Below are 16,135 nucleotides of genomic sequence, written 5' to 3'. Positions count from 1 at the left end.
TATAAAAAGTATTAATGAGTCATAAATCAAACTCACTTAAACAATTAGCGCTCCAAAAGTTTAAAAAGAACTTTTGGGGCGTTTTCAGTTTTTACTTCATTGTTTTCGTAGGTTTAGTTTCTGTATTTGCATATGTTTTTGCACCCGACGATTCCCAATATGCAAACCAAATGCATTTGGCAATACATTCTGAAAAACCTGGTTTTAAAGTAGATATGCTTACCATTCCATCCAAAATTAAAGTTAAGCAAAGTTTTATTGATAAAATATTTTTTGGAAAAAAAAACACAGATTCAGAAATCCCAATTTCAGAATATAATATTAAAGACGATGTTTTAGTTTATAAAGAATATGCAACTGATGGTTTAGAAGGAGCAGAAAAAACAATAAAGCTTAGTGTGTTCCCAGATAATTCACTTGAAAATTTTATAATAGAGAAAAGCTTCGTTTTTGGAACAGATAAATATGGGCGCGATTTGTTAAGTCGTATTTTAGTTGGTGCTAGAATTTCTTTTTTTATAGGTTTTGTCGCGGTTCTTATATCATTGTTAATAGGTGTTTTTATGGGGAGCATAGCTGGTTATTTTGGAGGAAAAATTGATGCAATAATCATGTGGATTATAAATGTAACATGGTCTATACCAACATTATTATTAGTTATTGCAATTACTTTAGCATTAGGTAAAGGGTTTTGGCAAGTGTTTATAGCCGTAGGTCTAACCATGTGGGTCGAGGTTGCTAGAGTTGTGCGCGGTCAAATAATTAGCGCCAAAGAAATGCAATATGTTACTGCGGCACGAGCTCTAGGTTATAACGATTTAAGAATTATTAGTAAACATATTTTGCCAAATATTATGGCACCTGTAATTGTAATATCTGCAGCTAATTTTGCTGGAGCCATTTTAATAGAAAGTGGTTTAAGTTTTTTGGGCATAGGTGCGCAACCTCCAATGGCAAGTTGGGGTGCGATGATTAAAGATCATTACAATTATATAATTTTAGGTAAACCTTATTTAGCTATTATACCGGGGCTTTGTATTATGAGTTTGGTAATGGCGTTTATGTTAATTGGAAATGCTTTGCGTGATGCTCTGGATGTGAAGAGTTAATAAGTTTTTCTTGTTATAGCTCTAGAACTTTTTGCCAAATACTTTGGTTTACACAAATTCCATTTTTTAAGTTTTCTGTTCTCGTTTTTAAGCTACGTTCTCCTGGATAATATGTTTTTTCTCCAGGTTTGGTATGTGTTGTTTGGTGAGTGAAATCTATAATTTCTTTTAAAAGCTTTTCTTGTAAGTTTGAATCTCTAAATGCAGTCTGGTTTATGCAAATAAATATTTGTGAAACACCAGATTCATATTCATCTAAACCTATTTTATATGTGGAGTTTCCGGCTGATAAAATTGTTGCTAACATATCTAATACCATAGCAAGTGCAGATCCTTTCCAATAACCAATAGGTAAACTTTTTTCGCTTTCTAAAATCTGTTCTGGGTTATTAGTTAGATTTCCGTTATTATCCCATCCGCCATCAAAAGGTAAATTTTCTCCTTTTAATTTGTAGTCATTTATTTTTCCAAAAGAAAATTGTGAAATAGCCATATCTAATACAATATGTCCTTCTTTTCTAGGAATTGAAATAATAAATGGATTGTTTCCTAATTTTAAATCCTGTCCTCCCCAAGCAGGCATATTAGGTTTTGTATTTGTAAAAAGAATTGAAATACAATCTTGTGCTGCAGCTTGCCAACCATAATATCCGCCCCTCATCCAATGGTTCGTGTTTCTTAAAGCTACTAGGCCAATTCCGTGTGTTTTGGATAATTCAACTGCGCGATTAGTGCATGTTATAGCGTTTAATATACCTGGTCCATTATTGCCATCCCAGCGTTCAATACTTCCTAGGGCTTCTGCTTTTTTAGCTTCGGCATTTTTGTTAACTAAGTTTTTTTTTATGTAATCTATAAAAAGAGGTACGCGATTTATACCATGAGAAGTTACACCAGAAAGTGAATTTTCAGTAAAAACTTCTGATAATAATTTTGCTTTTTCTTTAGTGAAATTATATTTGATGAAAATTTTGAAAAGCGTGCTTTCCATGTCGTTTTTTGAAATACATATATTTTTCATGTTTTTCATCATTTTTTAAACGATAGTAAATAGGTTGGACGAAAAAAATTAATTTGAAATAAAGTTTTCATTTAAACCATCAATATATTCTAATACGTCTTCTTTCCCAATATCTTTAGATGATGAGGTGATAAAATAATTAGGAACTTCTTCCCAAGTTTCCAACATAATATTTTTATAAACTTCAATATGATTTTCAATAGCTTTAGGTCTAAGTTTATCAGCTTTGGTAAATATGATAGAAAACGGAATGCCATTTTCACCCAACCATTGCATAAACTCTAAATCTATGGGTTGAGGTTCGTGTCTTATATCTACAAGTACAAAAGCAGTGACTAGTTGTTCGCGAAAGGCAAAATACTGTGTTATAAACTTTTGGAACACTTTTTTAGCACTTTTTGAAACGCGAGCATAACCATAACCAGGTAAATCTACTAGGTGCCAATTTTTATTAATTAAAAAATGATTAATTAATTGTGTTTTTCCTGGTCTTCCAGATGTTTTGGCTAAACTTTTTCTGCTGGTAAGCATATTAATTAATGAAGATTTACCAACGTTACTTCTGCCAATAAAGGCATATTCAGGCAATCTGCTTTTAGGGCATTTTTCAACATTAGAGTTGCTAACAACAAATTCGGCAGACTTAATTTTCAAAGTAGAATATTTTTTATTCTCTTGAAGAAGAGAAATGTATTAATTGAATTTTTAAATAATATTAAATGGCTTTTAAAAATCTCTTTTCTTAAGCCAAGTATCAAGTATTTCATTGAATTTTTCTGGATGCTCCATCATAGCAGCATGACCACATTTATCAATCCAAAATAATTCAGAATCTGGTAATAACTGGTTAAACTCTTCTGCAACTTCAGGAGGTGTAACATTGTCGTTTTTCCCCCAAATAATACACGTTGGTATATTTAAAGTAGGCAAGTCTTTAGACATGTTATGTCTTATTGCACTTTTTGCAATTGCTAATGTTTTTATAAGCTTATTACGGTCGTTAACTGTTTCGTAAACTTCATCTACAATCTCTTTTGTAGCAACAGCAGGGTCGTAAAAAACATCTTGTGCTTTCTTTTTAATAACTTCATAGTCACTACGTTTTGTGTAGCCACCACCCATTGCGTTTTCATATAACCCAGAGCTTCCAGTTATAATTAATGCTTTTACGCTTTCTGGATAAAGTTTTGTATGGTATAATCCAATATGACCACCTAAAGAATTTCCTAGTAAAATAACTTCTTTAAAGCCTTTAAATTCAATAAAATCATGCAAGTATTTTGCGAAATTCTTAACATTAGTCTTTATTAAGGACAAATGGTAAAGAGGTAACTCTGGAATAAGTATTTTATAGCCTCTTGTGCTAAAATAATCTGTTACAGCATCAAAGTTACTTAAACCACCCATAAGGCCATGTAATACAATTATAGGTGTGCCTTCTCCAGCTTCAATATAGCTAAATTTTTCTTCTTTTTTTAAGCGATGCGTCATCAATCGGTTAGTCATTCATTCGTTGAAAACAAATATAGTTATTTCATTCATATTTCCACTATAATAATTGATTTCAAGCAAAAAACACAACAAAATAATACGTCAAATTTTCCAAAAAATCAAAAAGACATATTAACAATCTACTTATTCAAATATTATAGGTTAACATTTTAATTGAGCTACTAATAATGTAGGTTTTACAATTCTTATATCGGTTTAAAAACATATTTAAACAAAAATTTATTAACAAAGTGGTATATAGTGGTATAATGTGGGATAATTTTCAATATATTTGACACTTAAACGTTTATAAGTCAGCAAACCACTTTGGATTTAATTACAGGGACATACGATTGTAAAGTTGATGTGAAAGGCAGATTAATGATGCCAGCAGCAATCAAAAAGCAGCTTTCTGCAATTTTGCAGGATGGTTTTGTGATACGTCGTTCTGTGTTTCAAAAATGCCTAGAGCTTTACCCAATAGGAGAATGGCAAGTGTTAATGCAGAAAATGAATAAACTTAATAAGTTTAAAAAGAAAAATAACGATTTTATTAGAAGGTTTACAGCTGGTGCTAAGATGGTTGAAGTCGATGTGAATGGTAGATTATTAATACCAAAAGACTTAACGGTTTTTGCAGATATTTCAAAAAATATTGTAGTGGCTTCAGCAATTAATATTATTGAGATTTGGGATAAAGATTTATACGAACAAGCTATTGATGATGCATCTGTTGATTTTGCAGATTTAGCTGAAGAGGTAATGGGACAAGATGATGACGACCATGGAATATCATAACCCTGTACTTCTTAAAGAAACCGTTGATGGTTTGGATATAAAGCCAGATGGAATATATGTGGATGTTACTTTTGGAGGTGGAGGTCACAGCAAAGAAATATTAAGTCGTCTTGGTGAAAAGGGGAGGCTTTTTGCTTTTGATCAAGATCAAGATGCTCTTAAGAATTCAATTGATGATGATAGGTTTACGTTAATTCATGAGAATTTTAGATATGTTAAACGCTTTTTAAGATTTCATGGTGTAAAACAAGTTGATGGAATACTTGCAGATTTTGGCGTATCATCACATCAGTTTGATGTTGCTAAGCGTGGATTTTCAACACGTTTTGAAGCAGATTTAGATATGCGAATGAATCAAGAAAATGAGTTGTCTGCTTTTCATGTGGTTAATGAGTATGAAGAAGAAAAGTTAAAACAAGTGTTTTTGCAGTATGGTGAGTTGCGTGCAGCGCCAGCAATGGCAAGATTAATTGTTGAGTTTAGAAAAAATGAACCAATTATTACAAGCAAACAATTAAAAACCGTGTTAAGAAAATTTTTGCCACCACGTCATGAAAATAAGGTATTAGCTCAAATATATCAAGCAATAAGAATTGAGGTCAACCAAGAAATTGAGGTTTTAAAGGAGTTTTTAATGCAAACTCCAGAAGTGTTAAAAGTTGGCGGTCGTTTAAGTTTTATATCCTATCACTCTCTCGAAGATAGGTTGGTAAAGAGGTTTATAAGAAACGGTATGTTTGAAGGAGAGCCTGAACGAGATGTGTTTGGTAATTATGAAGTGCCGCTAAAAAAAATAAACGGATTAATTGTTCCTTCTAAAGAAGAAATTAAAATAAACAATAGGGCAAGAAGTGCAAAGCTTCGAATTGCTGAAAAATTATAAATGAAAAAAAATATCTATAACATATTAAAGGGGACTTTTTTAGTTAGTGATGATTCGTTTAGGAACTGGCGATTAATCTTATTCATTTCAGGACTTGCTATAATTATGATTGCAAGTTCGCATAGTGCAGATAAAAAAGTATATGAAATTGCACGATTAAAAAATGAGGTGAAAGAAATGCGATCCGCATTTGTTGATGGACGGTCTAAGCTTATGAAGCTCAAAATGGAGTCGAATGTTATAACAGTAATGAAAGATAAAGGGTTGGCGCCCTCAATAATTCCGCCAAAGAAAATAAAAGTAAAATCACAAAATTGATAAAGTAACCTTGGCAGTAAACGAGAAAAACATATTAAACCGTTTGTATTTTATAGCTGGATGTATGTTCATCTTCGGGCTTGCTGTGGTGTTTAAATTATTAAGCATTCAGTTTTTGCAGGGCGATGTTTATAGAGCAAAAGCAACAGAGCGTGTTGTGAAAAATGTTGTAATTCCTGCTAATAGAGGTAATGTTTATTCGGTAAATGGGAATTTGTTGGCAACATCAATTCCTAAATACGATATTCGTTTTGATGCTTTAACACCTAAAGCGAAAATTTTTGAAAAGCATATTAAATCACTTTGCGATTCGCTTTCTAAATATTCTGGAAAACCCGCAAATAGACTTGAAAAAGAGATTAGGCGTGCTCGCGCAAATAGAAATAGATATTATTTATTGGCTAGAAATATTAGCTATTCAGATTATATACGATTAAGAAAATTTCCTTTATTGGAATTAGGGGCTTTTAAAGGTGGTTTAATAGTAGAGCAAACTACAAAGCGCGAACATCCAATGGGTGGTATTGCACAAAGAACTATTGGTTATGAGCGCATAGACGATCAGGGTAATGTTACAAGGCCAGGTATTGATGGTGCATTCGGTATTAAATATTTACGTGGTGTTGATGGTCAAAGAAAAAAACAGCAAATAGGAAAAGGGCAATGGAAACCTTTGAGTGATGCGAATGAAATTGAGCCAAAAGATGGTTACGATGTGTATACAACCATAGATGTAAATATACAAGATATTGCGCACCACGCTTTGTTGGCGCAGTTAGAAAAATATAAAGCAGATCATGGTTGCGTTGTGGTGATGGAGACTAAAACAGGAGAAATTCGAGCCATTTCTAATTTAGGAAGAAATAAAAATGGACATTATTATGAGCGTTTAAATTATGCTGTAGGTGAAAGCCATGAATCGGGTTCAACATTTAAGCTAATGGCACTCGCTGCAGCTTTTGAGGATAAAGTTGCAGATACTAGTGACGTGGTTGATACAGAAAAAGGAATTTTAAGTTTCTACGGAAAAAAAGTTCGTGATTCAAAATATGGAGGTTATGGAAAAATTACTGTTTCCAAAGCATTCGAGGTGTCTTCTAATACCGGAATTGTAAAAGTTATTGATCAAGCTTACAGAAAACAACCTGAACAGTTTGTAGATAGGCTGTATGATATGAACCTTAATAACGATTTGGATTTACCAATAATTGGAGAGCCACAGCCAATTATTCCAGATCCAAGAGTGAAAAACGGACGTTGGAGTGGTATTGCATTGCAATGGATGGCTTATGGTTATGGAGTTTCATTTACACCGCTTCAAACATTAACGTTTTATAATGCTGTTGCTAATGATGGTGTTATGGTAAAGCCAAGATTTTTAAGGGAGGTTAGGGAGTTTGATAAAGTTATAGAGCCTTTTGAAAAGGAGGTAATTAATAAGCAAATATGTTCAAAAGAAACTATATCAAAATTGCAGACATTACTTAAAAATGTTGTTGAAAAAGAACACGGAACAGGACATCGTTTATACTCAAAAAACTTTTCAATGGCTGGAAAAACCGGGACTTGTCAAAAAGATTATCGTGATAAAGAAAAGTTGAACTACATATCTTCTTTTGCTGGGTATTTTCCTGCTGATAACCCAAAGTATTCTTGTATAGTGGTTATTCATGAACCAGAAAAGGGAATTGGGTATTATGGCGCAGATGTATCAGGGCCAGTATTTAAAAGAGTGGCTCAAAAAATATATACAGATACACCTTTAATAGACGAAATAGAGTCTTTAGATGTGAAAATGGGTGCTGTTGATGATGACTATGAGAGCTTTTATAAAACAGCTCAAACTTATAAAACGATTATGCCAAACTTGCTAGGTATGCCAGCAATGGATGCTGTTGTTTTGTTAGAAAACATGGAGGTAGATGTGAAAGTAAGGTTAAATGGTAATGGCATTGTAAAAGCACAATCTGTAAATAAAAACACAAAACTTAAAAATAATCAAACCGTAGTTTTAAGCGCCTCATGATAGCATTAAAAGACATATTATATAAGGCTACTTTAAATGCTGTTGTAGGTAATACAGGCGTATATGTTCATGCTGTAAATTTTGATTCTAGAAAGGTTGAAAAAGATCATTTATTTGTTGCTATTCCTGGTTTGCTAGCAGATGGACACGATTATATTGAAACTGCCATAAAAAGTGGTGCTACAAGTGTAATCTGTGAAAAATTACCTGAAAAAATAGTAGAAGGTGTTACTTATGTTGAAGTTGATAATACAGGCAAGGCATTAGCAATTATTGCATCTAATTTTTATGGTAATCCATCAGAAAATTTAAGACTTGTTGGGGTTACAGGTACTAATGGTAAAACAACAGTAACCAGTTTGTTATATCAATTGTTTAAAAAAGCGGGGTATAAAGTTGGATTGTTGTCTACTGTGAAAATTATGGTAGACGAAATAGAATATAAAGCGACACATACCACCCCAGATTCGCTTACAATTAATAAGTATTTAAATGAAATGAATGCTGAAGGTGTTGAGTTTTGTTTTATGGAAGTGAGTTCTCATGGGATTCATCAATATAGGACTGAAGGTTTGCATTTTGAAGGTGGTATTTTTACTAATCTGTCTCACGATCATTTAGATTATCATAAAACTTTTGCAGAATATAGAGATGTTAAAAAGAAGTTTTTTGATGACTTATCAAGTCAAGCTTTTGCACTTGTAAATGCCGACGATAAAAATGGATTAGTTATGCTGCAAAACACTAAGGCAAAGAAATACACTTATGCTTTAAAGCAGTATGCCGATTACAAAACTCAAATTCTAGAAAACCAATTTGGAGGATTGTTATTAAAGGTTAATGATAGTGAAGTTTGGACACGACTTATTGGGAATTTTAACGCCTATAATGTTTTGGCTATTTACGCTACTGCAGAGTTGTTAGGTCTTGAGAAAGTTGAAGTATTGCGTTTAATAAGCGATTTAGAAAGTGTTAGCGGAAGGTTTCAATATATACTTTCAGATGAAAAAATAACAGCCATTGTTGATTATGCGCATACACCTGATGCATTAAAAAACGTGTTAGAAACCATAAACAGCATCCGTACTAAAAATGAAGAACTTATTACGGTTGTAGGCTGTGGTGGTGATAGAGATAGAGCAAAGCGTCCTAAAATGGGGCATATCGCATCGGCATTAAGTACAAAAGTGATTTTTACTAGTGATAATCCACGTAGTGAAAAACCAGAAGATATTTTAAATGAGATTGAAGCGGGTGTTGAACCTCAAAATTTCAAGAAAACATTAACTATTTCAGATAGAAAACAGGCTATAAAAACAGCCTGCCAAATGGCGCAACCAAACGATATCATTCTAATAGCCGGAAAGGGGCATGAAACCTATCAGGAAGTAAATGGCGTGCGTAGCGATTTCGATGATCTTAAAATAGTAAAAGAATTTTTAAAACAATTACAGAAATGAGCATGTTAATAAAGCTCATAATAACAAAAATGTTTAATGGCGAATTACATCTGGTCATTGATAACATTATAAAACAACAGATGAAATAATATGCTGTACTACCTATTCGAATATTTAGAAAAACAGTTTCAGCTTCCAGGAGCTTCACTTTTTGGGTTTTTAACCTTTAGAGCAGCTCTAGCTATGATTTTGTCGCTGTTAATTTCTACTATTTATGGTAAAAGAGTTATTCGCTTTTTGCAAAAGAAGCAAATGGGCGAAACTATTAGAGATTTAGGTCTAGAAGGGCAAAAAGAAAAGGCCGGAACACCTACAATGGGCGGTTTAATTATTATTCTAGCCACTTTAATTCCTGTGTTTTTGTTAGCGAAACTAGAGAATATTTATATCATTCTTTTAATAGTAACCACACTATGGATGGGAGTTATTGGTTTTGTTGATGATTATTTAAAGAAATTTAAAAATGATAAAGAAGGTTTAAAAGGAAGGTTTAAAGTATTGGGTCAAATTGGCTTAGGGGTTATTGTTGGAGCAACTTTGTTTTTTCATCAAGATGTTACCATGAAAGAGAAACTGCCAATAGAAGAGCAACGTGTTCTATTAGCTCAAAACCCAGATATAGAAGCTTCAAAATTATTTGGAGATGAAATAAAAACTACTAAAACAACAATACCATTTGTAAAAGGAAATGAGTTTGATTATGCAGATTTAATAACTTGGATTAGTCCTGATTTTGAGAAGTATGCTTGGGTGGTTTTTATTCTTATTACAATAGTTATAGTAACAAGTGTTTCAAATGGTGCTAATCTAACTGATGGTATAGATGGTTTAGCAGCAGGAACTTCAGCAATAATAGTATTGACTTTAGGGATTTTTGCTTTTGTGTCTGGACGTACAGATTTTTCAGACTATCTCAATATTATGTATATACCTAGTGTAGGTGAGATTACCATTTATATCGCTGCTTTTGTAGGGGCTTTAATAGGGTTTTTGTGGTACAACACATATCCAGCACAAGTTTTTATGGGCGATACAGGAAGTTTAACAATAGGGGGTGTTATTGCGGTAATCGCTATTGCTGTTAGAAAAGAATGGTTAATTCCTGTGCTTTGTGGAATATTCTTAGCTGAAAATTTATCGGTAGTTATGCAAGTTAGTTGGTTTAAGTATACCAAAAAGAAATTTGGTGTAGGGCGTCGCATATTTAAAATGTCGCCGCTGCATCATCATTATCAAAAATCAGGATATCACGAAAGTAAAATAGTAACTCGGTTCTGGATTGTAGGCATTTTGCTAGCTATACTTTCAATTGTGACCTTGAAAATTAGATAGATGAAAAAGCTTGTTGTTCTTGGTGGAGGGGAAAGTGGTGTTGGAACAGCACTTTTAGGAAAGGCAAAAGGGTATCAAATTTTTGTTTCAGATAAAGGAAAAATAAAAGAAAAGTACAAACAAGTTCTTATACATAATGAGATTGAATGGGAAGACGAAACGCATACAGAATCAGTAATTCTGAATGCAGATATCGTTATGAAAAGTCCTGGGATTCCTGATAAAGTCGATTTAATAAAACAAATTCGCAAGCAGGGTATTCCCGTATTTTCCGAAATTGAATTTGCTTCAAAATTTACAGATGCAACAATTGTGGGAATTACAGGAAGTAATGGAAAAACAACCACAGCTACGCTAACACATCATATTTTAAAACAAGAATTAAATGTTGGGTTAGCAGGAAACATAGGCGATAGTTTTGCAAAACAGATTTTGGAAGATGACTTTGATAACTATGTGTTGGAAATTAGTAGTTTTCAGTTAGATGACACTATCGATTTTAAACCAAATATAGCTGTTTTACTTAATATCACTCCAGATCATCTCGATAGATATGATTACAAATTTGAAAACTATATCTGTTCTAAATTTAGAATTGCCATGAATCAAACAAAAAACGATTATTTGATTTATGATGCCGATGATGAGGTGATTGTTAATCACTTAAAAAAGTATCCAGTTCAATCCACATTATTACCATTTTCATTAGAAAAAACTATAGAAAATGGTGCGTATTTAGATAAAGAAAATATTAGAATAACAATAAATAATAACGAAATAATTATGCCAACAGCAAAAATAAATCTAGAAGGAAAGCACAATATTAAAAACGCAATGGCAGCTTCTACTGTGGCGCATTTACTTAAAATTAGAAAACAAACTATAAGAGAAAGTTTGGAGAATTTTCAAGGAGTAGAGCATCGATTGGAGCAGGTGCTTAAAATTAATAAAGTACAATACATTAATGATTCAAAAGCTACTAATGTAAATGCTACATATTATGCTTTAGAAAGCATGGATGCGCCAACAGTTTGGATAGTTGGAGGTGTCGATAAGGGAAACAATTATGAAGAGTTATTCCCTTTTATAAACGAAAAAGTAAAAGCTATTATTTGTTTAGGTGTAGATAACCAAAAATTGATTAGCACTTTTGGTAGTATGGTTGATGTTATTGTTGAAACACAATTTATGAGTGAGGCTGTTAAGATAGCTTACAAGGTCGCAGAAACAGGTGATAATGTATTGCTGTCTCCAGCATGTGCTAGTTTTGATTTGTTTGAAAACTATGAAGACCGTGGTAGACAATTTAAAGATGCTGTAAGAAACCTATAAAATATTATTTGAGTGCAAACGCTATTTAAAAACATAAAGGGAGATCGGTTAATATGGGCAATAGTTGCTTTATTGGCAATACTTTCGTTTTTACCAGTTTATAGTGCTGCAAGTAATCTGGCTTATAAAGGTACTGGTAGTAATACATTTGCGTTTTTTATAAAACATTTTGTGCATCTGGTTTTAGGGTTTGCAATTATTTATGGTGTACACAAAATTCCATATAGATATTTTAAAGGATTGTCGTTAATAATGATTCCTATAGTGCTTGTTTTATTAGGTCTTACTATGATGCAAGGAACAACCATCGAGGGAGCAAACGCTAGTAGGTGGATTCAAATTCCATTTGTAGGTATGTCATTTCAGACTTCTACTTTAGCAGCTGTAGTTCTTATGGTTTATGTGGCAAGATACATGTCTAAAACTAAAGACGAGATAGTGAGTTTTAAAGCATCCATTTTACCGCTTTGGGCTCCTGTTTTTTTTATATTAATACTTATTCTTCCAGCTAATTTTTCAACAGCAGCAATCATGTTTTTAATGGTTGTAATGTTGGTTTTTTTAGGGGGTTATCCATTAAGATATTTGGCTGTAATAATAGGTTCTGGAATTTTAGTTTTAACATTATTTATTCTCGTAGCGAAAGCTTTTCCTGATGCCATGCCTAATAGAATTGATACTTGGATGGGAAGAATTGAGAGTTTTTCAAACCCTGAAGATACAGAATCCGACTATCAAATTGAAAAAGCAAAAATTGCTATTGCTACAGGTCAAATATGGGGTGTGGGACCAGGTAAAAGTATGCAAAAGAATTTTTTACCTCAATCATCATCCGATTTTATTTTTGCTATTATAATCGAAGAATATGGTCTTATTGGAGGTTTTGTAATTATGATTTTATACCTCTGGTTGTTGTTTAGGATTGTTATCGTTGCTCAAAAATCTGATACTATTTTTGGTAAACTTCTAGTTTTAGGTGTTGGGCTTCCTATTGTATTTCAGGCATTAATAAATATGGCTGTAGCAGTCGAGTTGTTTCCGGTTACGGGTCAAACATTGCCACTAATAAGTAGTGGAGGAACTTCCATTTGGATGACTTGTTTGGCTATTGGGATAATATTAAGTGTAAGTGCTAAAAGAGAAGAAATAAAAGAACAAGAGATTAGTGAAGAGAACCCATTAGAAATTTTATCTGAAGCTATTTAAATGAGTAAATATAAAATCATATTGTCAGGAGGAGGAACAGGAGGTCATATATATCCTGCAATAGCCATTGCAAACGAGTTAAAGTCTCGATTTCCAGATGCTGAGTTTTTATTTGTTGGAGCTAAAGATAGAATGGAAATGGAAAAGGTGCCACAAGCAGGGTATAAAATTAAAGGTTTGTGGATTTCTGGTATTCAGCGAAAGCTAACTTTTAAAAATTTAAGTTTTCCTTTTAAAGTGTTTAGTAGCCTATGGAAAGCACGTAAAATTATTAAATCTTTTAAACCAAATGTTGTTATAGGTACCGGTGGTTTTGCTAGTGGGCCATTATTGAAGATGGCTGCTGCAAATAATATTCCAACATTAATTCAAGAACAAAACTCTTATCCTGGAATTACTAATAAATTGTTGTCTAAAAAAGCAAAAAAAATATGTGTGGCTTATGATGGTTTAGAGCGTTTTTTTCCAAAGGATAAAATTATAAAAACGGGTAACCCTGTGCGTCAAGGCTTGTTGGATATAGAAACTAAAACTGAAGAAGCTAAAAACTTTTTTGACTTAAAACATGGTAAGTTAACACTATTGATTATTGGTGGTAGTTTAGGCTCAAGAAGGATTAATCAATTAATTGAAAAAGAATTAGATTTTTTTGATACTCAGAATATTCAAATAATTTGGCAATGTGGTAAGCTGTATTATCAACAATATAAAATTTATAACAACACTAAAAGTATTCAGGTTTATGAGTTTTTAAATAATATGGATTTTGCTTATGCAGCAGCAGATATAGTAATTTCAAGAGCAGGGGCAGGTTCTGTATCAGAATTATGTATAGTTGGTAAGCCTGTAATTTTTATTCCTTCTCCAAACGTAGCAGAGAATCATCAAACAAAAAATGCTTTGTCAATAGTGAATAAAGATGCTGCATTGATGATTAAAGAAGAGGATTTAGATGCTGATTTTGAAAACAAGTTTTCTCAATTATTAAATTCTCCCGAAAAGCAAAAAGCATTATCAGAAAACATAAAGAAATTAGCGTTAATTAATGCGACAAAAGATATAGTAGATGAAGTAGAAAAACTTCTGAAAGACAATAAATGAATTTAAAAGAGACACATAATATTTATTTTGTAGGCATTGGCGGAATTGGGATGAGTGCATTAGCACGCTATTTTGCTACTAATAATATGCAAGTAGCTGGCTATGATAAAACCCAAAGTGATATTACAGATAGTTTAGAGAGTTTGGGTGTTGATGTGCATTTTATGGATTCAGTAGAAAATATAAAACCTGAATTTAAAAATATTGAGAATACATTAGTTGTTTACACTCCAGCAATTCCCAAAAATCATAAACAACTTAATTATTTTATTGATAAGGGTTTTAATGTTTTAAAAAGGTCTCAAATTTTAGGGTTAATAACAGAAAACACCTTTTGTTTAGCAGTAGCAGGAACCCATGGAAAAACTACAACAACTAGTATTTTAGGGCATTTAATGTATGAGTGTAATGTTCCGTTAACAGCTTTTTTAGGTGGTATTAGTGAAAATTATAATTCCAACCTAATTTTAAAAGGGACAGAGGTTTCGGTTGTTGAGGCCGATGAGTTTGATCGTTCTTTTTTAACATTGGCACCAGATTTTGCCTGCATAACATCAATGGATGCCGATCATTTAGATATTTATGGCAATGCTTCAGAATTAATAAAATCCTTTGAAGACTTTTCTCGAAGAATAAAACCAAATGGTAAATTGTTTGTAAAAAAAGGCTTGCCTTTACAGGGAATTACATACGGTATTGAAGACAATGCTGATTATAATATTCAAAATATAAAAATAGAAAATGGTACTTATGTGTTTGATGTTAAAACACCTAATACTGTACTTGAAAATTTACGATTTAACCTACCTGGTAGACATAATTTGTCTAATGCATTAATAGCCTTGGCGATGGCTGTAGAATATGGATGCCCGCATCAACAGCTCGCCAATGCTTTAGCGTCTTTTAAAGGGGTTAAAAGAAGATTTACCTATCATATTAAAACAGACAATTTTGTTTTAATTGATGATTATGCTCATCACCCAGAAGAAATAAAAGCGGTACATCAAGCAGTTAGGGAAATGTATCCTAGCAAAAAAGTATTAGCCATTTTTCAGCCGCATTTGTTTAGTAGAACGCATGATTTTGCAGACGATTTTGCGGAGAGTTTGTCGCAATTTGATGAGTTGATTTTATTAGATATATATCCAGCTAGAGAATTACCAATTAAAGGAATTACTTCAGCCTGGTTATTAGAAAAAGTAAATAATAAAAATAAACAATTGGTTAATAAAGATCAATTGTTAAATAAAATACATGAAAGTAATGCCCAAGTTGTTTTGACTATTGGTGCAGGAGATATAGGAGAAGAAGTAAAACGAATAAAAAAAGAATTTAGCGTTGCGAGTTAATTGGAATTACATAAAAATGATTGTTTTGTTAGGCGTAGTTGTCTTTCTGTTTGCATTTGCAACATCTCGAAATGCGAATAGAAATATATCAAATCCTAAAGTAACTTTTATTGGAGAGAACAACCTTTTTATAACAAATGAGACTGTTAGTAAATTGTTAATACAAAATTACGGTGGTGTTAAAAACGTGCCCAAAGAAACTTTAGTTTTGAATGAATTAGAGAATGCCCTCAAATCTAATCCAATGATAAAAACTGCAGAAGTGTATGTCGCTGTAAACGGTACACTTAGCGCTGATATTGAACAAAAAACACCTATTGCAAGAATAAGTACAAATGCGTCTTATTACATTGACGATGAAGGTTCATATATGCCATTATCAGAAAATTATTCCGCAAGAGTGCCATTAGTTACTGGTAATATTGAAAAAAATAATTTAAAAAACGTACATAAAATAGCGCTTAAAATTAGAAATGATGAATTTTTAAAAAAACATGTTTTCGAAATTCATCAAGATATAAATAGAAGGCTTTTTTTAAAGCTTAGAAAATGTGATTTTATAGTAGAATTAGGTGATGAACATTTTTTGGATAAAAAAATTAATAACCTAAAAGCATTTTATAAAAAAAATTTAAAAGATAAAACACTTAACAATTATAGTAAAGTGAATTTACAGTTTGAAAACCAAGTAATTTGTACCAAAATTTAA

At 32.3% G+C, this 16,135-nt stretch carries 15 protein-coding genes; 12 read left to right on the top strand and 3 right to left on the bottom strand.

All coding sequences use genetic code 11. From position 1 onward, the window contains the following. The first annotated feature begins 14 nt into the window (after positions 1-14). Positions 15-1,109 (top strand): ABC transporter permease, encoded by a 1,095-nt coding sequence (locus Q0842_RS14155; RefSeq protein WP_298499500.1) that lies wholly within the window; start codon positions 15-17, stop codon positions 1,107-1,109. 13 nt (positions 1,110-1,122) lie between these two features. On the opposite strand, the gene yiaK is transcribed toward Q0842_RS14155, so the two are convergent. The 3 genes from yiaK to Q0842_RS14140 all read right to left on the bottom strand — a co-directional run bounded on the left by yiaK (position 1,123) and on the right by Q0842_RS14140 (position 3,621). Continuing rightward, a complete protein-coding gene (yiaK, locus tag Q0842_RS14150; RefSeq protein ID WP_298499498.1) occupies positions 1,123-2,130 on the bottom strand; it encodes a 3-dehydro-L-gulonate 2-dehydrogenase in 1,008 nt (335 codons plus the stop codon). A 48-nt stretch (positions 2,131-2,178) separates the two neighbouring features. After that, the gene (gene yihA / locus Q0842_RS14145; protein WP_298499495.1) at positions 2,179-2,784 is read right to left on the bottom strand and encodes a ribosome biogenesis GTP-binding protein YihA/YsxC; all 606 of its coding nucleotides are present in this window, start codon (positions 2,782-2,784) and stop codon (positions 2,179-2,181) included. A 72-nt stretch (positions 2,785-2,856) separates the two neighbouring features. Then, the gene (locus Q0842_RS14140; protein ID WP_298499555.1) at positions 2,857-3,621 is read right to left on the bottom strand and encodes an alpha/beta hydrolase; all 765 of its coding nucleotides are present in this window, start codon (positions 3,619-3,621) and stop codon (positions 2,857-2,859) included. Between the two features lie 327 nt (positions 3,622-3,948). Here Q0842_RS14140 and mraZ point away from each other — a divergent pair, with 327 nt between their 5' ends. From mraZ to Q0842_RS14085, 11 genes are all read left to right on the top strand, one after another. Then, positions 3,949-4,419, top strand: a complete 471-nt coding sequence (gene mraZ / locus Q0842_RS14135) for a division/cell wall cluster transcriptional repressor MraZ (protein ID WP_298499492.1) — start codon at positions 3,949-3,951, stop codon at positions 4,417-4,419. After that, a complete protein-coding gene (rsmH, locus tag Q0842_RS14130) occupies positions 4,394-5,302 on the top strand; it encodes a 16S rRNA (cytosine(1402)-N(4))-methyltransferase RsmH (protein WP_298499490.1) in 909 nt (302 codons plus the stop codon). The genes mraZ and rsmH overlap by 26 nt, the downstream gene beginning before the upstream one ends. Beyond that, positions 5,303-5,620, top strand: a complete 318-nt coding sequence (locus Q0842_RS14125) for an FtsL-like putative cell division protein (protein WP_298499487.1) — start codon at positions 5,303-5,305, stop codon at positions 5,618-5,620. It abuts the gene before it with no gap. A gap of 64 nt (positions 5,621-5,684) precedes the next feature. After that, positions 5,685-7,646 carry a penicillin-binding protein gene (locus Q0842_RS14120; protein ID WP_298499552.1) on the top strand — a complete coding sequence of 654 codons (1,962 nt, stop codon included), beginning with the start codon at positions 5,685-5,687 and terminating at the stop codon, positions 7,644-7,646. After that, entirely contained in the window at positions 7,643-9,106 is a 1,464-nt protein-coding gene (locus tag Q0842_RS14115; RefSeq protein WP_298499484.1) for a UDP-N-acetylmuramoyl-L-alanyl-D-glutamate--2,6-diaminopimelate ligase, read from the top strand. The genes Q0842_RS14120 and Q0842_RS14115 overlap by 4 nt, the downstream gene beginning before the upstream one ends. A gap of 90 nt (positions 9,107-9,196) precedes the next feature. Beyond that, positions 9,197-10,438, top strand: a complete 1,242-nt coding sequence (gene mraY, locus Q0842_RS14110; protein WP_298499481.1) for a phospho-N-acetylmuramoyl-pentapeptide-transferase — start codon at positions 9,197-9,199, stop codon at positions 10,436-10,438. Beyond that, a complete protein-coding gene (gene murD / locus Q0842_RS14105; protein WP_298499478.1) occupies positions 10,439-11,770 on the top strand; it encodes a UDP-N-acetylmuramoyl-L-alanine--D-glutamate ligase in 1,332 nt (443 codons plus the stop codon). Between the two features lie 12 nt (positions 11,771-11,782). Continuing rightward, entirely contained in the window at positions 11,783-12,976 is a 1,194-nt protein-coding gene (locus Q0842_RS14100; protein ID WP_298499476.1) for an FtsW/RodA/SpoVE family cell cycle protein, read from the top strand. After that, positions 12,977-14,077, top strand: a complete 1,101-nt coding sequence (gene murG / locus Q0842_RS14095; protein WP_298499474.1) for an undecaprenyldiphospho-muramoylpentapeptide beta-N-acetylglucosaminyltransferase — start codon at positions 12,977-12,979, stop codon at positions 14,075-14,077. After that, positions 14,074-15,426, top strand: coding sequence for a UDP-N-acetylmuramate--L-alanine ligase (gene murC, locus Q0842_RS14090; protein WP_298499471.1), 1,353 nt, complete (start codon positions 14,074-14,076; stop codon positions 15,424-15,426). The genes murG and murC overlap by 4 nt, the downstream gene beginning before the upstream one ends. Before the next feature lie 16 nt (positions 15,427-15,442). Further along, positions 15,443-16,135 (top strand): hypothetical protein, encoded by a 693-nt coding sequence (locus tag Q0842_RS14085; protein WP_366941130.1) that lies wholly within the window; start codon positions 15,443-15,445, stop codon positions 16,133-16,135.

The sequence above is a fragment of the uncultured Algibacter sp. genome (assembly GCF_947495675.1).
Classification (GTDB): Bacteria; Bacteroidota; Bacteroidia; order Flavobacteriales; family Flavobacteriaceae; genus Algibacter_B.
The sequence above is the reverse complement of the archived record's forward strand: the minus strand, read 5'-3'. Positions and strand labels throughout refer to the sequence as shown.